Origin of the sequence: Ensifer sp. NPDC090286, assembly GCF_044769565.1 — a bacterium.
Classification (GTDB): domain Bacteria; phylum Pseudomonadota; class Alphaproteobacteria; order Rhizobiales; family Rhizobiaceae; genus Ensifer.
Genome location: NZ_JBIVYF010000001.1, coordinates 339,881 through 362,919 on the forward strand (window position 1 = coordinate 339,881; position 23,039 = coordinate 362,919).

Annotated in this window: 27 protein-coding genes and 2 tRNA genes; 15 read left to right on the plus strand and 14 right to left on the minus strand. The window is 62.0% G+C overall.

Annotation, left to right across the window (positions count from 1 at the left end):
• The first annotated feature begins 7 nt into the window (after positions 1–7).
• From rpmD to rplQ, 8 genes are all read left to right on the plus strand, one after another.
• Entirely contained in the window at positions 8–211 is a 204-nt protein-coding gene (rpmD, locus tag ACIQUG_RS01685) for a 50S ribosomal protein L30 (protein WP_043623384.1), read from the plus strand.
• A gap of 13 nt (positions 212–224) precedes the next feature.
• Positions 225–695, plus strand: coding sequence for a 50S ribosomal protein L15 (gene rplO / locus ACIQUG_RS01690; RefSeq protein WP_402316726.1), 471 nt, complete (start codon positions 225–227; stop codon positions 693–695).
• Between the two features lie 233 nt (positions 696–928).
• Positions 929–2,269 carry a preprotein translocase subunit SecY gene (gene secY / locus ACIQUG_RS01695; protein ID WP_043623382.1) on the plus strand — a complete coding sequence of 447 codons (1,341 nt, stop codon included), beginning with the start codon at positions 929–931 and terminating at the stop codon, positions 2,267–2,269.
• Positions 2,266–2,844, plus strand: coding sequence for an adenylate kinase (locus ACIQUG_RS01700; protein WP_034795582.1), 579 nt, complete (start codon positions 2,266–2,268; stop codon positions 2,842–2,844). Before secY ends, ACIQUG_RS01700 begins: the two co-directional genes overlap by 4 nt.
• Positions 2,845–3,076: 232 nt before the next feature.
• On the plus strand, positions 3,077–3,445 hold the full coding sequence (gene rpsM / locus ACIQUG_RS01705) for a 30S ribosomal protein S13 (RefSeq protein ID WP_034795586.1): 369 nt from the start codon (positions 3,077–3,079) through the stop codon (positions 3,443–3,445).
• Positions 3,446–3,671: 226 nt separating this feature from the next.
• Entirely contained in the window at positions 3,672–4,061 is a 390-nt protein-coding gene (rpsK, locus tag ACIQUG_RS01710) for a 30S ribosomal protein S11 (protein ID WP_003536496.1), read from the plus strand.
• 103 nt (positions 4,062–4,164) lie between these two features.
• Positions 4,165–5,175 (plus strand): DNA-directed RNA polymerase subunit alpha, encoded by a 1,011-nt coding sequence (locus ACIQUG_RS01715; protein ID WP_034795592.1) that lies wholly within the window; start codon positions 4,165–4,167, stop codon positions 5,173–5,175.
• 44 nt (positions 5,176–5,219) lie between these two features.
• Positions 5,220–5,645, plus strand: a complete 426-nt coding sequence (rplQ, locus tag ACIQUG_RS01720; RefSeq protein WP_034795595.1) for a 50S ribosomal protein L17 — start codon at positions 5,220–5,222, stop codon at positions 5,643–5,645.
• A gap of 176 nt (positions 5,646–5,821) precedes the next feature.
• On the opposite strand, the gene msrQ is transcribed toward rplQ, so the two are convergent.
• Entirely contained in the window at positions 5,822–6,475 is a 654-nt protein-coding gene (gene msrQ / locus ACIQUG_RS01725) for a protein-methionine-sulfoxide reductase heme-binding subunit MsrQ (RefSeq protein ID WP_402316735.1), read from the minus strand.
• Positions 6,476–6,477: 2 nt separating this feature from the next.
• A complete protein-coding gene (gene msrP / locus ACIQUG_RS01730; RefSeq protein WP_043623375.1) occupies positions 6,478–7,419 on the minus strand; it encodes a protein-methionine-sulfoxide reductase catalytic subunit MsrP in 942 nt (313 codons plus the stop codon).
• Positions 7,420–7,617: 198 nt separating this feature from the next.
• Between msrP and ACIQUG_RS01735 the strand changes: the two genes are divergently transcribed.
• The 3 genes from ACIQUG_RS01735 (at position 7,618) to sugE (ending at position 10,865) form a co-directional block, all read left to right on the plus strand.
• Positions 7,618–9,015, plus strand: coding sequence for a DegQ family serine endoprotease (locus ACIQUG_RS01735; RefSeq protein ID WP_402316738.1), 1,398 nt, complete (start codon positions 7,618–7,620; stop codon positions 9,013–9,015).
• Positions 9,012–10,325: a replication-associated recombination protein A gene (locus ACIQUG_RS01740; protein ID WP_402316741.1), complete on the plus strand. Its 1,314-nt coding sequence runs from the start codon at positions 9,012–9,014 to the stop codon at positions 10,323–10,325. The genes ACIQUG_RS01735 and ACIQUG_RS01740 overlap by 4 nt, the downstream gene beginning before the upstream one ends.
• A 225-nt stretch (positions 10,326–10,550) precedes the next feature.
• Positions 10,551–10,865: a quaternary ammonium compound efflux SMR transporter SugE gene (gene sugE, locus ACIQUG_RS01745; RefSeq protein WP_034795623.1), complete on the plus strand. Its 315-nt coding sequence runs from the start codon at positions 10,551–10,553 to the stop codon at positions 10,863–10,865.
• Between the two features lie 129 nt (positions 10,866–10,994).
• On the opposite strand, the gene ACIQUG_RS01750 is transcribed toward sugE, so the two are convergent.
• The 9 genes from ACIQUG_RS01750 to ACIQUG_RS01790 form a co-directional block, all read right to left on the minus strand.
• Positions 10,995–11,780 (minus strand): ATP12 family chaperone protein, encoded by a 786-nt coding sequence (locus ACIQUG_RS01750; RefSeq protein ID WP_402316744.1) that lies wholly within the window; start codon positions 11,778–11,780, stop codon positions 10,995–10,997.
• On the minus strand, positions 11,773–12,438 hold the full coding sequence (locus ACIQUG_RS01755) for an HAD-IA family hydrolase (RefSeq protein ID WP_402316746.1): 666 nt from the start codon (positions 12,436–12,438) through the stop codon (positions 11,773–11,775). The genes ACIQUG_RS01750 and ACIQUG_RS01755 overlap by 8 nt, the downstream gene beginning before the upstream one ends.
• Entirely contained in the window at positions 12,438–13,430 is a 993-nt protein-coding gene (locus ACIQUG_RS01760; protein ID WP_192445950.1) for an RluA family pseudouridine synthase, read from the minus strand. Before ACIQUG_RS01760 ends, ACIQUG_RS01755 begins: the two co-directional genes overlap by 1 nt.
• A 214-nt stretch (positions 13,431–13,644) precedes the next feature.
• Complete coding sequence (gene crcB, locus ACIQUG_RS01765) at positions 13,645–14,022, minus strand: fluoride efflux transporter CrcB (protein WP_402316749.1); 378 nt, start codon at positions 14,020–14,022, stop codon at positions 13,645–13,647.
• A 74-nt stretch (positions 14,023–14,096) separates the two neighbouring features.
• Complete coding sequence (gene fghA, locus ACIQUG_RS01770) at positions 14,097–14,930, minus strand: S-formylglutathione hydrolase (RefSeq protein WP_402316752.1); 834 nt, start codon at positions 14,928–14,930, stop codon at positions 14,097–14,099.
• A gap of 24 nt (positions 14,931–14,954) precedes the next feature.
• On the minus strand, positions 14,955–15,602 hold the full coding sequence (locus ACIQUG_RS01775; RefSeq protein ID WP_402316755.1) for a DUF1345 domain-containing protein: 648 nt from the start codon (positions 15,600–15,602) through the stop codon (positions 14,955–14,957).
• Between the two features lie 48 nt (positions 15,603–15,650).
• Entirely contained in the window at positions 15,651–16,091 is a 441-nt protein-coding gene (locus tag ACIQUG_RS01780) for a YaiI/YqxD family protein (RefSeq protein ID WP_043623348.1), read from the minus strand.
• Between the two features lie 81 nt (positions 16,092–16,172).
• Positions 16,173–17,300, minus strand: a complete 1,128-nt coding sequence (locus tag ACIQUG_RS01785; RefSeq protein ID WP_402316758.1) for an S-(hydroxymethyl)glutathione dehydrogenase/class III alcohol dehydrogenase — start codon at positions 17,298–17,300, stop codon at positions 16,173–16,175.
• A gap of 69 nt (positions 17,301–17,369) precedes the next feature.
• A complete protein-coding gene (locus ACIQUG_RS01790) occupies positions 17,370–17,765 on the minus strand; it encodes a helix-turn-helix domain-containing protein (RefSeq protein WP_043623403.1) in 396 nt (131 codons plus the stop codon).
• Between the two features lie 246 nt (positions 17,766–18,011).
• Here ACIQUG_RS01790 and ACIQUG_RS01795 point away from each other — a divergent pair, with 246 nt between their 5' ends.
• Entirely contained in the window at positions 18,012–18,950 is a 939-nt protein-coding gene (locus ACIQUG_RS01795) for a DMT family transporter (protein WP_402316762.1), read from the plus strand.
• A gap of 6 nt (positions 18,951–18,956) precedes the next feature.
• On the opposite strand, the gene lipB is transcribed toward ACIQUG_RS01795, so the two are convergent.
• Complete coding sequence (lipB, locus tag ACIQUG_RS01800; protein ID WP_043623339.1) at positions 18,957–19,676, minus strand: lipoyl(octanoyl) transferase LipB; 720 nt, start codon at positions 19,674–19,676, stop codon at positions 18,957–18,959.
• A gap of 193 nt (positions 19,677–19,869) precedes the next feature.
• Between lipB and ACIQUG_RS01805 the strand changes: the two genes are divergently transcribed.
• The 3 genes from ACIQUG_RS01805 (at position 19,870) to ACIQUG_RS01815 (ending at position 21,874) form a co-directional block, all read left to right on the plus strand.
• Positions 19,870–19,954, plus strand: a tRNA-Leu gene (locus ACIQUG_RS01805).
• A 388-nt stretch (positions 19,955–20,342) separates the two neighbouring features.
• Positions 20,343–20,427, plus strand: a tRNA-Leu gene (locus ACIQUG_RS01810).
• Between the two features lie 265 nt (positions 20,428–20,692).
• Complete coding sequence (locus ACIQUG_RS01815; protein WP_402320501.1) at positions 20,693–21,874, plus strand: serine hydrolase domain-containing protein; 1,182 nt, start codon at positions 20,693–20,695, stop codon at positions 21,872–21,874.
• 50 nt (positions 21,875–21,924) lie between these two features.
• Here ACIQUG_RS01815 and ACIQUG_RS01820 read toward each other — a convergent pair whose 3' ends face one another.
• The gene (locus ACIQUG_RS01820; RefSeq protein ID WP_402316765.1) at positions 21,925–22,194 is read right to left on the minus strand and encodes a hypothetical protein; all 270 of its coding nucleotides are present in this window, start codon (positions 22,192–22,194) and stop codon (positions 21,925–21,927) included.
• A 52-nt stretch (positions 22,195–22,246) separates the two neighbouring features.
• The gene (locus tag ACIQUG_RS01825; RefSeq protein ID WP_402316768.1) at positions 22,247–22,756 is read right to left on the minus strand and encodes a peptide deformylase; all 510 of its coding nucleotides are present in this window, start codon (positions 22,754–22,756) and stop codon (positions 22,247–22,249) included.
• Between the last annotated feature and the right edge of the window lie 283 nt (positions 22,757–23,039).

The window sequence follows — 23,039 nt, forward strand, 5'->3', positions numbered from 1 at the left end:
CTGACAGATGGCTAAGAAAGAAGTCGCAGCGAAGACCGTTACCGTCGAGCAGATCGGTAGCCCCATTCGCCGTCCGGCCGTACAGCGTCAGACGCTGATCGGCCTGGGCCTCAACAAGATGCACCGGGTTCGCACGCTGGAAGACACTCCGTCTGTCCGCGGCATGATCCGGACCGTCCAGCACCTCGTTCGCGTCGTCGACGAGAAGTGAGGGGGATAAGCTCATGAAACTGAATGAAATCAAGGACAACGAAGGCTCGACCCACAGCCGTAAGCGTCTTGGCCGTGGTATCGGCTCGGGCTCCGGCAAGACCGCCGGTCGCGGTGTGAAGGGTCAGAAGGCTCGTTCGGGCGTTGCGATCAACGGCTTCGAAGGCGGCCAGATGCCGATCTACCGTCGTCTGCCGAAGCGCGGCTTCAACAACATCTTCGCTTCGGAGTTTGTTGTCGTGTCGCTCGGCCGTATCCAGACGGCAATCGACGCCAAGAAGCTCGACGGCTCCAAGACCGTTGACGCAGCTGCCCTCAAGGCTGCCGGCGTCATCCGTCGCGAAAAGGACGGCGTCCGCGTTCTGGCCGACGGCGAACTGAAGGCGAAGGTTTCGCTCGAAGTTGCCGGCGCTTCCAAGTCTGCGATCGAAAAGATCGAAAAGGCTGGCGGCTCGATCAAGCTGCTCGCAGCGGCTGCTGAATAATATTATTGATGAGCCGCCCGGGGTGCTTCACTCCGGGCGGTTTTGCTCCCATATGTGAGCCTCACGTCCGCAAGCGCGAATCGCTCGCCGCGGCGGACATAGCGGAAACCACGGTGAGGCATCCGATTGCAGACACAATCGCCTCGCGTCCGGTTTTCAAGACGAAAAGTTAGTCCTTCCGGAACGGACCGGGTATTCCCGCTGATTCCGAGATTTGGTACGCGGAGAATTGCATGGCTTCTGCAGCGGAACAGCTCGCCTCGAACCTGAATTTCTCGACTTTCGCCAAGGCGGAAGATCTGAAGAAACGGCTCTGGTTCACGCTTGGTGCGCTTCTGGTTTACCGTCTTGGCACCTATATCCCGCTGCCCGGTCTTAACCCGGAAGCGTTTGCCCAGGCATTCCGCGGCCAGAGCGGCGGCATCCTCGGCCTCTTCAACATGTTTTCGGGCGGTGCAGTTGAGCGCATGGCGATCTTCGCGCTCGGCATCATGCCCTATATCTCTGCGTCGATCATCGTTCAGCTGATGACCTCTGTCGTTCCGGCACTGGAACAGCTGAAGAAGGAAGGCGAGCAGGGCCGCAAGATCATCAACCAGTACACCCGTTACGGCACGGTACTTCTCGGCACGGCGCAAGCTTACGCCATCGCGGTCGGCCTCGAGAGCGGCAACGGCCTCGTTAACGATCCGGGTTGGTTCTTCCGTATTTCGACCGTCATTTCTCTGCTTGGCGGCACCATGTTCCTGATGTGGCTCGGTGAGCAGATCACCTCGCGCGGCATCGGCAATGGCATCTCGCTGATCATTTTCGCCGGTATCGTCGCCCATTTGCCGACGGCTCTGGCCGGCACGCTCGAACTCGGCCGCACCGGCGCACTGTCGACCCCGCTGATCCTCGCGATCATCGTCATGGTCGTCGGCGTCATCGCGCTCATCGTGTTCGTCGAGCGCGCCCAGCGGCGGCTTCTGATCCAGTATCCGAAGCGCCAGGTCGGCAACCGCATGTTCCAGGGCGACACCTCGCACCTGCCGCTGAAGCTCAATACCTCGGGCGTCATCCCGGCAATCTTTGCGTCATCGCTGCTGCTTCTGCCGGCAACGCTTGCAGGCTTTGCCAATACCGCGACGCTGCCGGGCTGGGCGACCACCGTTGTTGGCGCGCTCGCGCACGGCAAGCCGCTCTACATGGTGCTCTACGGTGCGATGATCGCGTTCTTCGCCTTCTTCTATACGGCGATCGTATTCAATCCGAAGGACACGGCCGACAATCTGAAGAAGCACGGCGGCTTCATTCCGGGCATTCGTCCGGGCGAGCGTACCGCGGAATACATCGATTATGTCCTGACGCGCATCACCGTGATCGGTGCGGCCTATCTGATCTTCGTCTGCATTCTGCCGGAAGTTCTGATCGCTCAGACCGGCGTGCCGTTCTACCTTGGTGGTACGTCGCTTTTGATTGTTGTCAGCGTCACCCTTGATACGGTAGCACAGATCCAGGGCCACCTCATCGCACAGCAATATGAGGGGCTGATCAAGAAGTCGAAGCTGCGCGGAGGAAAGAGGGGACGATGAGACTGATTTTTTTGGGACCGCCGGGCGCTGGCAAGGGGACACAGGCCAAGCTTCTGACGGAGAGATACGGCATTCCGCAGCTTTCCACAGGAGATATGCTGCGGGCGGCCGTCGCCCAGGCGACCGAGGTCGGCAAGCGTGCCAAGGCGGTCATGGATGCCGGTCAGCTGGTATCCGATGAGATCGTCAACGAAATCGTGTCGGATCGCATCGACCAGCCGGACTGTGCGAAGGGGTTCATCCTCGACGGTTACCCGCGCACGGTTCCGCAGGCGATCGCGCTCGGCAAGATGCTCGAGGGCAAGGGCCTGAAGCTCGATGCCGTAATCGAGCTCAAGGTCGACGAGGCAGCCCTTGTAAAGCGGATGGAGAATCGCGTAGCGGAAACCATCGCAGCTGGCGGCACCGTTCGTTCGGACGACAATCCGGAAGCCTTCAAGCGCCGGTTGACCGAGTACCGCGAAAAGACGGCGCCGCTCTCCGAGCACTACGCCGGAACGGGGCAGCTCAGAACGGTCGATGGCATGGCGGAAGTGAACACCGTCACCGCCGAGATCGAGAAGATTCTGGCTTAGACACTGGTCTTTGCCGAAAAGGAACTGCCGGGGAGTTGACTTTTCCGGCCGATTCCGCCAAAGACAGCGCCAACTCGCGACATGAGAGCGGTCGGCGCGGTCTTCAAAGAAAATGAAGTCCGGGTACGGTCGTTTTTGACGTGTCTCGAACCTCAATCAACGTGCGGCTCTTCGAGGTCGCGTAACGAAGCACCTATTGCCGGATGGCAACTGGAACGCAAGGAGAATAGACGTGGCACGTATCGCTGGCGTCAACATCCCGACGGCAAAGCGCGTAGTTATTGCGCTGACCTACATTCACGGGATCGGCCCGAAATTCGCACAGGAAATCATCGAGAAGGTCGGTATCCCGGCTGATCGTCGCGTGCATCAGCTGACGGACGCTGAAGTCCTGCAGATCCGCGAAACGATCGACCGCGACTACCAGGTCGAAGGTGACCTGCGTCGCGAGACCTCGATGAACATCAAGCGCCTGATGGACCTCGGCTGCTACCGCGGCCTGCGTCACCGTCGTGGCCTTCCGGTTCGCGGTCAGCGCACCCACACCAACGCTCGCACCCGCAAGGGTCCGGCGAAGGCGATTGCCGGTAAGAAGAAGTAATTTCCCGAAAAGGGAGATTGGGAGGCTGGTGTCAAACACCGGCCTCCTTTTGCAGTTTGGAAGGGCGTTCGCCTGACCTTTGTTCGGCCGATCCGGCCGGGCGATATGTTCGCAGGGCGATACTTCGTCCTGCGGGAAGTGAAGATGCAGGGCAGGGGACGTCAAATCCTTTTCCCGGTGGAGCCGCTGGAATTACGGCGGTGCAGAGATCTAAGAAAGGGATCCTATGGCCAAGGAAGCCACCCGCGTTCGCCGTCGCGAACGCAAGAACATCACGTCTGGCGTTGCGCACGTCAATTCGTCGTTCAACAACACCATGATCACCATCACCGACGCACAGGGCAACGCGATTGCCTGGTCGTCTGCCGGTGCCAAGGGTTTCAAGGGCTCGCGTAAGTCGACCCCGTTTGCCGCACAGATCGCCGCTGAAGACTGCGCCAAGAAGGCTCAGGAACACGGCATGAAGTCGCTGGAAGTCGAAGTTTGCGGTCCGGGTTCCGGCCGTGAATCCGCTCTTCGCGCGCTGCAGGCTGCGGGCTTCATGATCACCTCGATCCGCGATGTGACCCCGATCCCGCACAACGGCTGCCGCCCGCGCAAGAAGCGCCGCGTCTGATCATATGCATTCAACATGCCGGTGAGGGCGCAGACGCGCGCTCCCGGTCTTCGGGGCTCGGTTGTCACGATTGGATGGTGGCAACGAACGGAAGGCAGAAAACATGATCCAGAAGAATTGGCAGGAACTGATCAAGCCGAACAAGGTGGAGTTCGTCTCCTCCGGCCGCACCAAGGCAACGCTGGTTGCGGAACCGCTTGAACGCGGCTTCGGTCTGACGCTCGGCAACGCGCTTCGCCGCGTGCTGCTGTCGTCTCTGCGCGGTGCTGCTGTCACCGCAGTGCAGATCGACGGCGTCCTGCACGAGTTCTCCTCTATCCCGGGCGTCCGGGAAGATGTGACGGACATCGTGCTCAACATCAAGGAAATCGCCATCAAGATGGATGGCGACGACGCAAAGCGCATGGTTGTGCGCAAGCAGGGTCCGGGCGTTGTAACCGCCGGTGACATCCAGACGGTTGGCGATATCGAAATCCTCAACCCGAACCATGTGATCTGCACCCTCGACGAGGGCGCCGAGATCCGCATGGAGTTCACCGTCAACAACGGCAAGGGCTACGTTCCGGCAGATCGCAACCGTTCGGAAGATGCTCCGATCGGCCTGATCCCGGTCGATAGCCTGTACTCGCCGGTCAAGAAAGTGTCCTACAAGGTGGAAAACACCCGCGAAGGCCAGGTTCTTGACTATGACAAGCTGACGATGTCCATCGAGACGGACGGCTCCGTCACCGGTGAAGATGCGATCGCATTTGCGGCCCGCATCCTTCAGGACCAGCTGTCGGTCTTCGTCAATTTCGACGAGCCGCAGAAGGAAGCAGAGGAAGAGGCAGTTACCGAACTCGCCTTCAACCCGGCGCTTCTCAAGAAGGTCGACGAACTGGAACTTTCGGTCCGTTCGGCCAACTGCCTGAAGAACGACAACATCGTCTACATCGGCGACCTCATTCAGAAGACCGAAGCAGAAATGCTCCGCACGCCGAATTTTGGTCGCAAGTCGCTGAACGAAATCAAGGAAGTTCTCGCTTCCATGGGCCTGCACCTCGGCATGGAAGTGCCGTCCTGGCCGCCTGAGAACATCGAAGATCTCGCCAAGCGTTACGAAGACCAATACTAACCATTAGACTGCGGGCGAATGCCTGCAAGTGAAGGAGAATAGCCATGCGCCACGGTAAAGCCGGCCGCAAGCTGAATAGAACCGCCAGCCACCGCAAGGCGATGTTTGCCAACATGGCAGCTTCGCTGATCGAACACGAGCAGATCGTTACGACCCTGCCGAAGGCTAAGGAAATCCGCCCGATCGTCGAGAAGCTCGTCACGCTCGGCAAGCGCGGTGACCTGCATGCTCGCCGCCAGGCGATCTCGCAGATCCGCGACGCCGCTGTCGTTGCCAAGCTGTTCGACACGATCGCATCGCGTTACGCCACCCGCAACGGCGGCTACCTGCGCATCATGAAGGCTGGCTTCCGTCACGGCGACAACGCCGCGCTCGCCGTCATCGAATTCGTTGACCGCGACGTCTCGGCAAAGGGCGCGAAGGATCTCGCCCGCGTTGCTGCAGAAGCTGAAGCTGCCGAAGCAGCCTAAGCCGATCGAAGGCAGAAAATTGAAGCGGCCGGGTGTTCGTCACCCGGCCGCTTTTTCTTTGGGCGTATTTTTCGTTTGCCCCATCGTTTGAGCGCACGCCTGACAGCGCGCCCGCTCAGGCGCCGTTTCGTTGACATGCGATCGGGGGTCATTGTTCAGGCTGGGACGAAGAACGCCTAGGCGCTTTCGGTAGCGGTCCTCGCCGGCGCGTTGGCGGCCTGGCGCTTACGCCGAAGATAGGATTTGCGCACCAGCCGCCAGGCGAGCAACGCCGCAACGAGCCCGAGATAAAGCAGCTGTTCGGGGCCGACGACCTTCACCGACATCGAGAAATGCAGGGTGCCGGCGGCGGCGATCACATAGGCCAGGCGGTGAAGTTTGTTCCACCGCGCACCGAGCCTGCGGATCGACCAGTTGTTGGACGTGAGCGCCAGCGGGATCAGCATGACGAGCGCGGCCATGCCGATAGTGATGAAGGGGCGGCGGGCGATATCGGCCAGTATGCTCGGAAAGTTTAGCCGCTGATCGAGCAGCATGTAGGCGAGGAAGTGCATCAGCACGTAATAGAACGCCAGCAGTCCCAAGGCCCGGCGGTAGCGCAGCCAGTTGATGCCGAAGAGGTCGCGGATCGGCGAGATCGCCAACGTCGCGACGAGGAAACGCAGCGCCCAGAGGCCGAGCAGGTGTTCGAATTCCTTGACCGGGTTTCCGGGCAGTTGGCCCGTAGCGCCGAGATAGAATGCGTAGGCTGCCGGCAGCAACCCGAGGCCGTAGAGCGCCCAGACCGAGGCTGAATGATAACGCTTTGCAAGGGTGGGCAGGCGGGCCATGATCAGTAGTTCGCCCTGAGATCCATGCCGGCATAAAGGCCGGCCACCTCGTCGGCATAGCCGTTGAAGGGCAGGGTGTCGCGCCGGTTGGAGCCGAAAAAGCCGCCACCGCCGATGCGGTTTTCCGTTGCCTGGCTCCAGCGGGGATGATCGACCGCCGGATTGACGTTGGCAAAGAAGCCGTACTCGTTCGGCGCCGAGAGGTTCCAGGTCGAGGGCGGCTGTGTTTCCGTCAGGGAAATGCGCACGATCGACTTGATCCCCTTGAAGCCGTATTTCCAGGGAGTGACCAGCCGAACCGGCGCGCCGTTCTGGTTGGGAAGCGTCTTGCCGTAGACGCCGACGGACAGAAGTGTCAGCGGGTGACGGGCCTCGTCGAGCCTCAACCCCTCGCGATAGGGCCAGGGCAGCGGCTGGAAGAAACCGGATTGACCCGGCATTTCGGACGGCCGCACCACGGTCTCGAACGAGACATATTTGGCGCTGCCGAGCGGCTCGACCTTGTCGAGCAGCGCCGAGAGCTGAAACCCGGTCCAGGGGATCACCATCGACCAGGCCTCGACACAGCGCATGCGGTAGACGCGCTCTTCGATCGGCAACGCCAAGAGCTCCTCGAGCCCGAATTCCTTCGGCTTGCCGACGAGGCCATCGACCTTCACGGTCCATGGCGTCGGCTTGAAGCTGTTCGAGTTGGCCGCAGGGTCGCCCTTGCCGGTCCCGAACTCATAGAAATTGTTGTAGCTGGTGACGTCTGCCTCGGGCGTCAGGTCCTCGTCGACGGTGTATTTGCCCTTGGGCGCGCTGAGTGCGGCCGCGAGCCCCGTACCGCTTCCCGCAAGCAGCACGCCGCCGGCGGCAGCCCCGAGGAAGGTGCGGCGGTTGAAAAAGATGGCCTCCGGGGTGATTTCGGAGGAAACGATTCGCGGCGGGCGGTAAGATGGCATGGTCTTTTCCGAAGTGATTTATGAGCCTTGTCTTGTATGAACTCAGCAGACTTTCGATCACCGTGAAAGGGGTTGCGAACCACGTTTTCGTGCGTAGCGCGTGAAGCCGGCGACTTTGCGTATCCTGCGCCAACATTTGCCTTTTTTCCCGCGAAATCCTATCTGAACGTAGCCGCGACGAATAGGAGAATGCTTTACATGATCGTAGGTCGAAGAGCGCTTGTTTCGCTCGTCATCGCTGTTTCTCTCGCCTGTCCGGCATTGGCCCAAGAGGCCAAGAGCGTTCCGCAGTCGCGGACTGAAATGCAGCTTTCTTTTGCCCCCCTCGTCAAGCAGACGGCGAACGCCGTCGTCAACGTCTATGCCGAACGGGTGGTCGAGCGCCGGTCGATTTTCTCCGGCGATCCCTTCTTCGAGGAGTTCTTTGGCCAACGTATGCCGAACCGTTCGGAGAAGCAGTCTTCGCTGGGTTCCGGCGTGATCGTCGGCAAGAACGGCATCGTGGTGACCAACAACCACGTCATTGAGGGCGCTGACGATATCAAGGTGGCGCTGGCCGACGGCCGCGAGTTTCCTTGCAAGATCGTGCTCAAGGACGACCGGCTCGACCTCGCGGTTCTGAAGATCCAGTCGGACGGTCCCTTCGATATCGTGCCGCTTGGTGATTCCGATGCGGTCGAGGTCGGCGACCTCGTGCTCGCGATCGGCAACCCCTTCGGCGTCGGCCAGACGGTAACGAGCGGCATCGTTTCGGCGCTTGCGCGCAACCAGGTCTCGTCGGGTGACTTCGGCTTCTTCATCCAGACGGATGCGGCGATCAATCCGGGCAATTCCGGCGGCGGCCTCATCGACATGAACGGCCAGCTCATCGGCATCAACACCGCGATCTTCTCCAAGGGCGGCGGTTCGAACGGCGTCGGCTTTGCCATCCCCGCCAATCTGGTGAAGGTTTTCGTCGCGTCGGCCGAAGGCGGCAACGGCGCGTTCGTACGTCCGTTCATCGGCGCGAGCTTCGAGCCGGTCACTTCGGAAGTGGCTGAGGCCCTCGGCCTCAACCGCGCCCGCGGTGCGCTGGTGACCGCTGTCGTGGCGGGCGGCCCGGCCGAACAGGCGGGGATCAAGCCCGGCCAGGTGATCACTGCCGTCAACGGCATCGAGGTCGAACATCCCGATGCCCTCGGCTATCGCCTGACGACGGTCGGTATCGGCCACGAGGCGCGGGTCACCGTATCGGAAAACGGCAAGCAGCGGGAAGTGACGCTCAAGCTCGACCGGGCGCCGGAGACCTCGCCGCGCGACGAACGGCTCATCGAAGGGCGCAACCCCTTCGCCGGCGCAGTCGTCGCCAACCTGTCGCCGCGCCTTGCCGACGAGTTGCGCATGTCGACCTCGCTGCAGGGCGTCGTCGTCATGCAGGTCAACCGCGGCTCGCCCGCCGCCCGCATCGGCCTCGAGCCGAAGGATATCGTGCGGTCGGTCAACGGCACGGCGATCGACACGTCGAAGACGCTGGAACAGGTCATGGCCGACGATGCCTCCTTCTGGCGCGTCGAGATCGAGCGTGACGGCCAACTCATCCGTCAGTTCTTCCGATGAGCGACCTGTTCACCGCCCACGAGCCACCGGAAATGGCGTCGGCAAGGCCACTTGCCGACCGGCTTCGCCCGCGAACGCTTGCCGAAGTCACCGGTCAGGATCACCTGACCGGTGAGGACGGCGTGCTGTCTCGGATGATTGCATCGGGTTCGCTTGGGTCGATGATCTTCTGGGGGCCGCCCGGAACGGGCAAGACGACGGTGGCGCGGCTGCTTTCGGGGGAGGCGGGGCTTGCCTTCGAGCAGATCTCGGCGATCTTCTCCGGCGTCGCCGATCTCAAGAAGGTGTTCGAGGCGGCGCGGGCAAGGCGCATGTCCGGTCGCCAGACGCTGCTCTTCGTCGACGAGATCCACCGTTTCAATCGGGCGCAGCAGGATAGCTTCCTGCCTGTCATGGAAGACGGAACCGTGATCCTCGTCGGTGCAACGACGGAAAACCCATCCTTTGAACTCAACGCCGCTCTTTTGTCGCGCGCCCGGGTGCTGACGTTCAAGCCGCACGGCGAAGACAGCATCGAGGAACTGCTGTCGCGAGCCGAAGAGACCGAGGGCAAGAAACTGCCGCTCGATGCGGATGCGCGCGCCAGCCTCATCCGCATGGCCGACGGCGATGGCCGCGCTGCGCTGACACTGGCCGAAGAAGTCTGGCGCGCCGCGCGGCGCAACGAGATCTTCGATGCGGCAGCGCTGCAGAACATCGTCCAGCGCCGGGCGCCGGTCTATGACAAGGGCCAGGATGGCCACTACAATCTGATCTCGGCCTTGCACAAGTCTGTGCGCGGCTCGGATCCGGATGCAGCACTCTATTATCTCTGCCGCATGTTTGATGCCGGCGAGGATCCGCTCTATCTTGGGCGGCGGCTGGTGCGCATGGCGGTCGAGGACATCGGCCTTGCCGACCCGCAGGCGCTGGTGATCTGCAACGCCGCCAAGGATGCCTACGACTATCTCGGGTCACCCGAGGGCGAACTGGCGCTTGCCGAGGCTTGCGTCTATCTCGCGACCGCGCCGAAATCGAACGGCGTCTACACCGCCTACAAGGCGGCGATGCGGGCGGCGAAGGAAAACGGCTCGCTGCTGCCACCGAAACATATCCTCAACGCTCCGACGAAACTGATGAAGGGCGAGGGTTACGGTGACGGCTACCGCTACGACCATGACGAGCCGGACGCCTTTTCCGGCCAGGACTATTTTCCCGAGAAGATGGGGCGCAGGACCTTCTATGATCCGCCGGAACGCGGTTTCGAGCGTGAGATCCGTAAGCGGCTGGAATGGTGGTCGAAACTCCGCCGGGAGCGCAACGCTCCATAGAGCGCCACCTGCAGAACCTCGGCGCCCCCACGCGTTTTGATGGTTTCAACGGCTGCGTGAAATGGTTTAGCTTTGCCGCGGACGCAAGGCTGATTTGCCCATGACCGCCTTGCCGGCGTAACTGGAGTGTGAGATAGAACCCGCGTTGCAGACGGCTGCACGGTTCGCATAGGCGATACCGAACATCCGCGGGGACGGCCTCGCTCCAAACTTTAGGAGTTTGATATGGCCTGGTTCCTTCTTCTGCTTGCCGGTATTCTCGAAATCGGCTGGGCAATTGGTCTCAAATACACGGATGGTTTTACGCGGGTCACACCGACGATCCTGACCGTTGGCTCGATGATCCTCAGCATCGCGCTGCTCGGTCTCGCCGTGCGCACCCTGCCGCTCGGTACGGCTTACGCTGTCTGGACCGGCATCGGCACCGTCGGCACTGTGATCCTCGGCATCTTCCTGTTTGCCGAGCCGGCAACCTTCGTTCGCCTCGGCTGCATCGCGCTCATCGTCAGCGGTATCGCCGGCCTGAAGCTGGCCGCCTAACGTTACGGCTCTCCGCTCTCGTTACGTTAATGTACGAGTTGCCTTGGCGCTAAAATCTTGAACAAAAGAAACGGGCTGCGCGTCGGAAGACACGCAGCCCGTTTCTTTTGTTCCGTTGATCCGGGTTCGTTAGCGCAGGGCGTCAAGAACCGCGGCGACCGCCTGCATTTCCTGCCAGCGGTTCTCACGGCGGCGGAAGGCTTCCTCGTCGGTTCCCCAATGCTCGATCTGCCAGTCCTCGTCGACATGCGCAGCCGTCCAGGCTTCTTCGGCTGTCAGACGGCCGGAAGCGAAGGCGAGTGCCAGCAGGGCAGAACCGGTCAGGCTCGTCACCGTGTGGACGCAGGTGAGGCCGAGCGGGGTCGCGAAGGCTCGCAGCCCTTCGGCATAGGCGGAAAGCGCTTCCTCCGGCTGCTCCTGATGGATCACGCCTTCGGCGAGGATGAAGCGGGCGCCCAGCGTCTGCTGCGCCCAGTCGAGCACCGGGTTCCAGATCTCGTTCTGGCGCGCGACGAGGCCTTCCGGGCTGTCGGCGCGATAGCAGAGCATGTCCGTTCCGGCAAAGCGAAGGATATCGTCGAAAACCGAGCGCTGGTCCTTGGCGACGCCGTCAAGTGCGGTGTTGACGATACGCGTGATCGGCATCTTGCCGGGATCGATGACCTCTGCCTGCGCATCCCATTCGGCGGCGAGCATGTCTGCGAGCTTGCGCGTCGGCACGGCGAGCGGCTGCTTTGCCGGCGTGCGCACGGTGCGGCCGTCAAGCAGCACGGCGTGCGTATCGCCTTCCGCGGCCGCGACGCTGACGTCCTTGTAGAAGCGCTTCGGCAACGGCTTCAGCATCTGGATTTGTGCGCGGCGGACCGGATCCTCGTGGCTCATCGCACCGCTGAGTTCGTCGCGAATATCAGGCATGATTGTTTTCCATCCATTCAATGATGTCGGCCGGCGTCCGGGCAACGAAATCCGCGCCCGCCTCGATGAGGTCGGGAACGGAAGCATAGCCCCAGGCAACGCCGATGGCGGCAGCGCCTGCGGCCTTGGCCATCTGCATGTCATAGATCGCATCGCCGATGACGACAGTATCCTTCGCATCAATGCCGGCTTCAAAGCAGCATTCCGTCACCATGGCCGGGTGCGGCTTGGAGGGGCAGTCGTCGGCGGTCCGCGATACGAAAAAGACGCTGTCGAAGCCGTGGGTCTCGGCGATATGGGTCAAACCGCGCCGCGACTTGCCGGTCACCGCGCCGATCAGCAGCGCGTCGCGCGAGGACAACGTCTGCATCATATCGGCAATGCCGGGAAACAACAGTTCCTGAAAGCTGCCTTCGCCGCGCACCCCGGCAAAGATCGATTTGTAATGTGCCGTCATCGCCAGCGCCTGATCGTCGACATGTTCGCGGCCGAGCAGGCGCGCAATGGCGATGTCGAGGGTCAGGCCGATGATGCTCTTGGTTGCCGAGAGGGGCGGGCGCTCGAGATCAAACGCCTCGAACGTGCGCGCCATCACTTCATGGATCAGGCCACCGCTATCGACCAGCGTGCCGTCACAATCGAAAAGTGCCAGTTTCATCAATCGTCCTCGCCAGGCTCGTTCTCTTCGAAGCCCAGCAGGTTCCAGCTCTGGACCATGTGCGGTGGCAGCGGTGCGGTCACGCGTAGGCGGCCACCGTCCGGGTGAGGAATATCGATATGGCGCGCGTGCAGATGCAGGCGGTTCTGCATGCCGCCGGGCAGGCTCCAGTTGATGTCGGCATCGAAATACTTGGGGTCGCCGAGGATCGGGTGTCCGATGTGCAGCGCATGGACGCGAAGCTGGTGGGTGCGGCCGGTATAGGGCTCCATCTCCAGCCAGGCGAGGTTCTGTGCAGCCTGTTCGCGAATACGGTAGTAGGAAATGGCGTGGTCGGCACCGTCTTCGCCATGCTTGGCGATGCGCATGCGGTCGCCGTCCGGCGTCTGCTCCTTGACGAGCCAGGTCGAGATCCGGTCCTCGCGCTTGCGCGGAACGCCCTTGACCAGCGCCCAGTAGGTCTTCTTGGTGTCGCGCTCGCGGAAGGCGGCGGTCAGCTTCTGCGCCGCACCCCTGGTGCGGGCAATCACCAGCACGCCTGAGGTGTCGCGGTCGAGCCGGTGGACGAGACGCGGTTTTTCGCCCTTCTGGTTTGTCCAGGCCTCGAGCATCTTGTCGATATGCCGGTTGACGCCCGAGCCGCCCTGAACGGCAAGGCCGGCCGGCTTGTTGAGCACGATCACCTTTGCGTCTTCGTGCAGCACCATGCGCGACAGCAGCTCGCCGTCCGGCGAATTTCTGAGGTCGCGGCCGGCGATCGGCCCGGTCTTGACTTCCTTGGGATCGACCCCGAGCGGCGGAATACGGATCGTCTGGCCGGGCTGGATCCGCGTGTCGGATTTGGCGCGGGCACCATCGACGCGGACCTGGCCCGAGCGCAGCAGCTTCTGCAGCGGGCCGAAGCCCAGTCCCGGAAAATGCACCTTGAACCAGCGATCCAGGCGCATGCCTGCCTCGTCACCGTCCACCTGCCTGTGTTCTATGCCTGCCATTTGAGCGAACCTGCCTTCTGTTTGGTCGCAGCGTCGCGCGTCGGTCCGAAGCCCCTGCGTTGGGATGACGCAAAAGAGGAAGCTTCAGGCGCGCAAGGGCTGCCGCAATATTCTCGGTGCTGCATGATAATGGCCTCGAAGCGACAACGGTCGAAGGACAATGCAGCAATGCGCCGCGTGTCCCCTGGATACGCAGCGCCTGTAAGACGAGCCTTTAGACTATTGCGCGCATGAGAGCCAGCCCGCTGAAGACCGCGAGGATCGAAAGCGCGACACTGGCGATGACATAGACGGCCGAGAGCATGACATCACCGCGCTCGAAGAGCGTGATCGCGTCCAGCGAGAAGGCGGAAAAGGTGGTGTAACCGCCGAGGACGCCGGTGATGAGGAAGACACGCATGTCCGGCGAGGCGCCGAACTTGCGCATGATCACTTCGGCCAGCACGCCGATCAGGAACGAGCCCGTTATATTGACCCCAAACGTGCCCCAGGGAAAACCGGATCCCAAGCGGTGAACGGCCCAGAGACCGACGAGATAGCGCAGCATCGAGCCGATCGCGCCGCCGGCGCCAACGAGGAGAAGATGGGTCATCAGTCGCTCCGGGTCAAAATTGACGGCGCAATTCCGCGAAACCGGTTTCCGTCCGGAATTGCGCCCTTCGGGGATCAGGCCAGCCGCTCGGCATGCCAGCGGAGATGATCGTCCATGAAAGTCGAGATGAAATAGTAGGAATGGTCGTAGCGTTCGTGCATCCGCAGCGTCAAATCGATGCCGGTGCCCTTGACCGCGTCCTCGAACAGCCAGGGGCGCAGGCCGTTTTCAAGGAAGCTGTCCGCCTTGCCCTGATCGATCAGGAACTCGGGGAAGCGCGCACCGTCCTTGACGAGCGCGCAGGCGTCATATTGGCGCCAGTCGGCGCGGTCCGCGCCCAGATACTTCTCGAAGGCGCCGGTCGACCAGTCGGCGGTCGAAGGTTCGACAATCGGGGCGAAGGCCGAGCAGCTCTTGAAACGGTCCGGGTTCTTGAGCGCGATGGTCATGGCGCCGTGACCGCCCATCGAATGGCCGAAAATGCCCTGGCGGCTCATGTCCATGCGGAAGTGCTGGCTGACGAAGGCGGGCAGTTCCTCGGTGATGTAGCTGTACATCTGGTAGTGCTCGGCCCAGGGCGTTTCGGTGGCATCGAGATAGAAGCCTGCTCCCTTGCCCATCTGCCAGTTCGTCAGCTCGTCGGGAACATCCGTGCCGCGCGGGCTGGTATCCGGGCAGACGACGATCAGCCCGAGCTCGGCGGCCATGCGCCGGTATTCGCCTTTCTCCATGACGTTCGCATGCGTACAGGTAAGGCCGGAGAGATACCACAGCACCGGCCGCGGTTCGCTGATCGCCTGCGGCGGCACGAAGACGGCGAAGGTCATCTCGCCCTTGCAGGCCTCGGACTCGTGCGAAAAGACGCCCTGCATGCCGCCGAAGGCGGTGTTTTGCGAAAGGACTTTCATGGGATGCTCCTTGGATAAAGATGCTCAGCCGGCTAGCTGCACGGCCGCGTTGACGGCGGCGGCGACGAGCACGGTGTTGAAGAAGAACGAAACGATGGCGTGCATCAGGTTGATGCGCCGCATGGCGGTCGTGGTGATGGCGACGTCGGATGTTTGCGCCGTCATGCCGATGACGAAGGAAAAATAGAGAAAGTCGTATCCGCCGGGCTCCGGCGTGCCTGGAAATTCGAGGCCGCGGGCCGGCTCTGCCGTCTGCTGGTCCTGGTTCGCGATCCAATAGGCATGGGCATAGTGCATGGCCGCCATCATGTGGATCGTTGCCCAGCCGAGCACGACGGAGGCGAAGGCGAGGCCGAGCGCCAGCGCCGAGCCGGACTTCTCGCCGTTCAGCGCGAAAAACAGGGAGATGAGCGAACTCGCTGCTGCCCCGAACGTCACCAGCAGGATCACGACCTCGGGCTCGTCGGTGTTTCTGGCATGGGTCTTCAGATGCCGGCCGGTCATTATTCGCAGTCGCCGCCAGCACATGACGAGATAAACGCAGAAAAAGGTGATCGCAGCCCCTTCAAGGGCGAAACGCTGCGCCACGAACCAGAGGACAGGCACGCTTGCGAGCGCGCACAGAATGGCGGTGTAAAACGGCCAATGCCTGAGCTTAGTCGTCGTTGCCATGCTAGTGCCCCTGCGGTTGCGGGCCCCTTGATCCCGCCCGTTGCGCGGTCATTTTTTCGACTGCCGCGCGAGTCGGTCAAGGGTTTCGAGGAAAGCGGATCGATCGCGCGGCGTAAAGGCGGCGTTGTAGCCCTTGCTTTCGCCGGTCTCGCGCAGGTGCTGTCCGAGATCGCGCATCGCAGAGGCCATGCCGATATTGCCCTTGTCGAAGACCCGGCCGGAGGGGCCGGTGACGAGCGCACCGGCGGCAACGCAGCGAACGGCAAGCGGCACGTCGGCGGTAACGACGATATCGCCCTCATGCGCCCGTTCGGCGATCCAGTTGTCGGCCGCGTCGAAACCTGCCGAGACGATGACATTGTGTACCATCGGGTCGCGCGAAGGGCGCAGGCCCGAATTGGCGACCAAGGTCACCTCGATCCCGTGGCGCTCGGCCACTTTCAGGATTTCGGTTTTCACCGGGCAGGCGTCTGCGTCGACATAGATCATCTTGAATCAACTTCTCAACGGGACTGAAAAAGGCGCCGGAAATCAATCGTCTCCGGCGCCTCTTTGAATCAAAATAACAGCTTAGTAGAGAACGACCGAGCGGATGCTCTCGCCCGAATGCATCAGTTCGAAGCCCTTGTTGATGTCTTCGAGCGGCATGGTGTGGGTGATCATCGGATCGATCTGGATCTTGCCCTCCATGTACCAGTCGACGATCTTCGGCACATCGGTTCGCCCGCGTGCGCCACCAAAGGCGGTGCCCATCCAGGTGCGGCCGGTAACCAGCTGGAACGGACGGGTGGAGATTTCCTGGCCGGCGCCGGCAACGCCGATGACGACCGACTTGCCCCAGCCGCGATGCGAGGCTTCGAGCGCCTGGCGCATCACCTTGGTATTGCCGGTGCAGTCGAAGGTGTAGTCGGCGCCGCCGATCTGGTCGGCTCCACGCTTGGTCATATTGACGAGGTAAGGCACGATGTCGTCGCCGACTTCCTTCGGGTTGACGAAGTGGGTCATGCCGAAGCGTTCGCCCCAGGCCTTCTTGTCGTTGTTGAGGTCGACGCCGATGATCATGTCGGCGCCGGCAAGACGCAGGCCCTGGATGACGTTAAGCCCGATGCCGCCGAGACCGAAGACGATCGCGGTTGCGCCCATCTCCACTTGTGCGGTGTTAATGACCGCCCCGATGCCGGTCGTCACACCGCAGCCGATGTAGCAGATCTTGTCGAACGGCGCGTCCGGGTTGACCTTGGCAACCGCGATCTCCGGCAGAACCGTGTAGTTGGCGAAGGTCGAGCAGCCCATGTAGTGGTGGATCTTGTCCTTGCCGATCGAGAAGCGCGAGGTGCCGTCCGGCATCAGGCCTTGCCCCTGCGTCGAGCGGATGGCGGTGCAGAGATTGGTCTTGCGCGACAGGCACGACGGGCAGGAGCGGCACTCGGGCGTGTAGAGCGGAATGACGTGGTCGCCCTTCTTCACCGAGGTCACACCCGGGCCGACGTCGACGACGATGCCAGCACCCTCATGGCCGAGGATCGCCGGGAACAGGCCTTCTGGGTCCGCACCCGACAGCGTGAAATCGTCGGTGTGGCAGATGCCTGTGGCCTTTACCTCGATCAGGACTTCGCCGGCCCGCGGGCCTTCGAGCTGAACCGTCATGATCTCAAGCGGCTTGCCTGCCTGAACGGCAACGGCGGCGCGTACATCCATCTATTTTCTCCTTGGACTGAAATGATTTCGGGCCGCCAGAACGGCGGCCCCACGTGGAATCGCAATGGGTTATCGAATGTTCTGTTGAACGCGATTGAGTTCCATCTCAAGTGCGGCGATCGCCTTGCCGGTCTGTTCGTGCAGCTTCTTGACGAGGGCGAGCTGCTCGCGCAGGCCGTCCTTCTCGTCGTCAGCGTCGGCATCCGGTGCGCGGCCGAGCCCGGCGATCAGCCAGGCTGGAGTGACGCCAAGTACGCCTGCGAGCATGAACAGCCGATTGGTGCGAGGTTCGGCCCGATCCCGTTCCCAGGCCGCGATCGTCTCCGTGCGCACACCGAGTTGGTCGGCCAGTTCCTTGGCGCTGAGATTGGCGGCGTCGCGCGCCCTCCAGATGCGCCCTCCCAGCGTATCACCGTCGCTGGTGTCGCGCAGGCGGGCAATCATCGTTTCGGTGGACAAGCGCATGGACATCTCCTTTGCCACGGTCACGTTCAAAGGTCCCGGGCCTTGGCGGCTGATGGCCGACCTTGAGGTTCGGGGCGGAAGATTGTCGTGAGCTTATAGGCATTTGGGCCGCGAGGGACCACCCCGAAGCGCCAAAAACACCGCCAATTGCGGCTAGGGCGCGGATAGTTCTTTTCCCGTCGCATCTTCGGCCGTTGAAAACCAAGGCATAGGCTCTAATCTGCGGCGGCCACAGGAGCATGCCCCATGACAGATGCCCGAACCGCGACCACCGAACACACCGATACGGTGATGCAGGGCGTCGCCATCATGCTCTTTGCGATGGTCATCCTGCCCGGCATGGACGTGATTGCGAAATACATGGCCGTCTATGAAGGCATGTCGCCGGGGCAGGTGACCTTCTACCGCTTCTTCTTCCAACTGGTGGCGACGCTACCGTTGCTGCTTGGCGCCGGCGGCCTGCAGGCGCTGAGAGCAAAGCGGCCCTTCGCCAATCTGCTGCGCGGCGTGCTGCTGGCGACCGCGGCCTTGTTCTTCTTCATATCGGTGAAGTACATGCCGCTTGCCGACACCTTCGCCATCTACTTCGTCGAACCCTTCATCCTGACTTGCCTTTCGGCAGTGTTCCTCAAGGAAAAAGTGGGTTGGCGGCGCTGGCTTGCCATCGTTGTCGGTTTCGGCGGAGCGATGATCGTCATCCAGCCGAGCTTTGCCGCTTTCGGCCTAACCGCGCTGTTGCCGGTTGCCTGCGCCTTTGTCTTTGCCTGCTATCTGCTGCTCAACCGCGCTGTCGGCACCGGCGACTCGCCGCTGACGATGCAGACGATTGCCGGCATCGGCGGCACATTGACGATGGCACTGGTGATCCTGATCGGCAACGGCATGGGCAGCGCCGATTTCGTGCCGTCGCTGCCGAAGTCGCCGCTTGGCTGGATGCTGGTGGTTATTCTCGGCGCGCTCTCCGGCTACGGCCACCTGCTGGTCGTCAAGGCGTTCCGGGCAGCACCCGTCTCGCTGCTGGCGCCGTTCCACTACTTCGAGATCGTCACGGCGACGGCGCTCGGTTATCTCATCTTCGGAGATTTCCCGTCGCTCTCGAAATGGCTCGGCATCGCCATCATCGTCGGCTCCGGCCTGTTCATCATCTGGCGCGAGCGGCAGGCAGGACGTCGGGCGACAAGTTGAGCGGGCTTATGCCGCGTCGTTCGTCGTCGGGCCGAACACGGTCTCGAACGCTTCGCGCAGGCGGATGTCGACATCCGGCATCATCACCGGCAGGCCAAGGTCGACGAGGCTGGTGACGCCATAACCGCGGATGCCGCAGGGCACGATACCGCCGAAATGGTCGAGGTCCGGATCGACGTTGAGCGCAAAGCCGTGGAAGCTCACCCACTTGCGCAGGCGGATGCCGATCGCGGCGATCTTGTCTTCCGACATCGAGCCGTCGGGCAGGGCGGGCTTTTCCGGGCGCCGCACCCAGACACCGACCCGGTCTTCGCGCCGCTCGCCGCGGACATTCATCGAATCGAGCGTGGAGATGACGACGCTTTCGAGTGCCGCGACGAAGGCGCGGACGTCCTGCTTCCGGCGCTTGAGGTCGAGCATCACATAAACGACGCGCTGGCCCGGGCCATGATAGGTGTATTCGCCGCCCCGGCCGGTGGCAAAGACCGGAAAACGGTCGGGCATGACGAGATCGGCGGCGTCCGCGCTGGTGCCGGCCGTATAGAGCGGCGGGTGCTCGACCAGCCAGACCAGTTCATCCGCGGTGCCGGCGGCAATCGCGGCGGCTTCCTGCTCCATCAGCTCGACGGCCTGCGGATAATCGACCAGTTCGGAGGCAATCCGCCAGCGAACCGGGGGTGATTCCGGAGGGGCAAACATGTCCTGGCTCAGATTTTCGCGCTGCATTCGCTCGGCATTCCTGTTTTTTAGAGCCTGTACATGGGATGGCGCGCGGCAAGAGTCCAGCGTTTCCGGGGCTCCTCGGGCGGGCTGTTGAAATAGTTTCGTTTCCCGTCAAATTTCTGTCGTGATCCTCTTGTGCCCCCAAGGGGCTTTTGCTACATGCAGCCCCGTCGACGCAAGTCGGCCCTACCACGATGCGGTCGTGGCGGAATTGGTAGACGCGCAGCGTTGAGGTCGCTGTGGGGCAACCCGTGGAAGTTCGAGTCTTCTCGACCGCACCAAAAAAACCCGGCTTCGGCCGGGTTTTTTGTTTTTAATCTTGGTGTTAGCCAAATTGGGATTTCTGCCTGGGCGCAACCGGTGCATCCCTTTGCCTTCCTGCCCACATCAAGCATTCGAATAGGGGTGTGTCGGCTGTCGCTCATCTTGCGCGCGCACACCGAGGGAATTGCCGACGATCCCGTTGTGGCGAGAGCAAGCCTCGAAAGGCGTCTGGAAGATCCCATCGCTGGTCTGAAATACAGCCGCTGAACACCACCTTTTCCCGCCGCATTGAGAATGCCTCTCCGGTCCGTCACCATCGTTCATTTTGTCCACAGCCATCCCTTGTGCACTCTAGGGGCTTTTGCTACATGCAGCCGCGCCGGCGCAAGTCGGCCCTACCACGATGCGGTCGTGGCGGAATTGGTAGACGCGCAGCGTTGAGGTCGCTGTGGGGCAACCCGTGGAAGTTCGAGTCTTCTCGACCGCACCAAATACCCGGCTTCGGCCGGGTTTTTTGTTTCAAATCCATATTTAGCTTTCCCGGTTCTAGCGCGCATTGGTCGCCGGAATCGTGATGCCGTGCGGTAATCCGAATCTTGCTCGTCTCGCGCTGAGCAGCCGACAGCTCTCTCTGTCCATGGCAGGCAGAAAATGGCTTGGGTCGCCCTTTGGTGCTAGGATTTTCAGGGCGGTTCGACATGAAAGGTGGCACGCCCGCCACGCGTGTCGAGGCCTTGGCGATGTGGGAGGTTCCTTTGTCCGGCGATCTCAAGACTAGTGCCGATGCAATCCTCAATGCCGCGGTTCGTTCCGCCGATGGCGTGCCAGGCGTTGTCGCGATCGCGACGGATCGACAGGGCAATTTTTACGAGGGCACGGCCGGAACGTGCTCTTTGGCTGGCGCGACGGATATGACGGCCGACAGCGTCTTTGCGATCTTCTCGATGACGAAGGCGATCACGGCGACGGCCTGCCTGCAATTGGTCGAGGAGGGCAGCCTCGATCTCGACGCTCCCGCCAAGCAGTACGCGCCCGAAATCGGCAGGCTGCAGGTGATCGAGGGTTTTGATCCCGCGGGGAATCCGAAACTCCGCGCACCCAAGCGGGACATCACCACGCGCATGCTGCTGCTGCATACGGCGGGTTTTGGCTATGACTTTTTCAACGAGACCTATGCCCGGTTGGCGCGTCAGCATGGGCAGCCAAGCGTGATCACCGCATCCCACGCATCGATCCGGACGCCTTTGCTCTTCGACCCCGGCGACGACTGGGAATATGGGAGTAGCCTGGACTGGGCCGGGCAGGTCGTTGAGGGCATCACCGGCAAGCGGCTTGGCGTCGTGATGGCGGAACGCATCCTCCAACCGCTTGGCATGGAGGACACCGGCTTTGTCATGACACCGTCCATGACCTCCCGTGTGGTCACACTACATCAAAGGGACGATGCCGGCCGATTGTCGCCGCGGCCTGATTTCAGGCTCCCGCAAGACCCGGAGGTCCAGATGGGCGGGCACGGTCTCTATTCGACGGCTGTCGACTACGCCAAATTTATCCGCATGTGGCTCAACGCCGGGATGTCTCCCGGCGGTCGCGTGCTGAAGGCCGAAACCGTCGAAATGGCGGAAAGGAACGGCCTTGGAGAAAAGAAGATCAAGAGGCTCCCGGGGGTGATCAAAAGCCTGTCGCACGACGCAGAATTTTTCCCCGGCATGTCGAAGTCCTGGGGGATAAGCTTCATGATCAACGATGAAGCAGCGCCGACGGGGAGGCCAGCCGGCGCATTGGCCTGGGCGGGGCTTGCAAACCTCTATTATTGGATAGACCGGAAAAACGGTCTCGGTGGCCTGTGGGCAACACAGATACTGCCCTTTGCCGATCCAGCTTCGTTCGGGAGCTATCTCGAATTCGAAACGGCGGTTTACGCGGCTCGAAATTGATGGCGGCGACGGGCGACAGAGGTCGCTGCGCCCGGCGCCGCTCATTCGTGTCAGTTGTTGCCGGCAGGTCCGCTCTGGTCCATGCGGCGGCGGACGAGCTTGTAGGTGCGGTCGGGCTGGACTTCATAGGTCTCGTAGACCATCTGGCCCTCATACATGAAGCGGTTCTGGACCATGGCCCCGGGTGACGCTTGTGTCTTTCTGTTGGCAGCGTTTTCGCCATAGGTCAGGCTCTGGGGCAGGGGCTCGAGATTTTGCTGGGCGCTGTTGCAGCCGGCAAGCGCGAGGAGGCCGATGACGGCGAGATAGGTCGATTTCATGGTTCGGTCCTTGGTGACTATGATTTGACGTTGCGGGCAGGGAACCGGTGCGCTAAGCGCGCGCCTGCTCCCTGGTCAGCTTTTCGAACTTCTTGATGGCGCGATCGCGCTTCAGGCGCGAGAGCCGTTGTGTCCAGAAGATGCCGTCGAGCTGGTCTATTTCGTGCTGCAGGCAGATGGCCATGAAGCCGTCGGCTTCCTCCTCGATCGTCTCGCCGCGAAGCGTCTGGTAGCGGACGCGAACGGCGTTCGGGCGCTCGACTTCCTCCAGGATGCCCGGCATCGATACGCTGCCTTCGGTGTGGGTCGCCTTCTCGTCGCTGTGCCAGATGATTTCCGGATTGACGAAGGTTCTGGCGCCGCTGTCGCGATCGAGTTCGATCACCGTCACGCGCTCCAGGATGCCGATATGCGGCGCCGTGATGCCGACGCCGGGGGCGGCCCGCATCGTGTCGAGAAGGTCTGCGGCCAGCGCCTCGAGTGCCGGGTCGAACCGGGTGATCGTCTCCGCCTTCCGCGTCAGCAGCGGATTGGGAAAGCGGACAATGGGGCGAATGGCCATCAGATCTTCCTTGGCGACGCCAAATGCGTATTGCGCTGCCGATATCTCGACTGAAGTGCTAGCCGATCGCGCGAGCGATGTCGACTGTGTCGAGATGCAGCCGGTTTTTCATGTATTTGCAACAGCTTGAATAAATCTGTTGTTGCGGCTCGCCGGGTGGTATCTGTGCTGTGGACCTCGGCAGGGCTTTGCGCTAGCAGGCTGTAAGGCTCAAATTCCCGTCCGTGGCGGCGGGTGAGGTCCAGGCAACCGTCAGTGGACGCATTCTTTCCGGCTTGCGAGG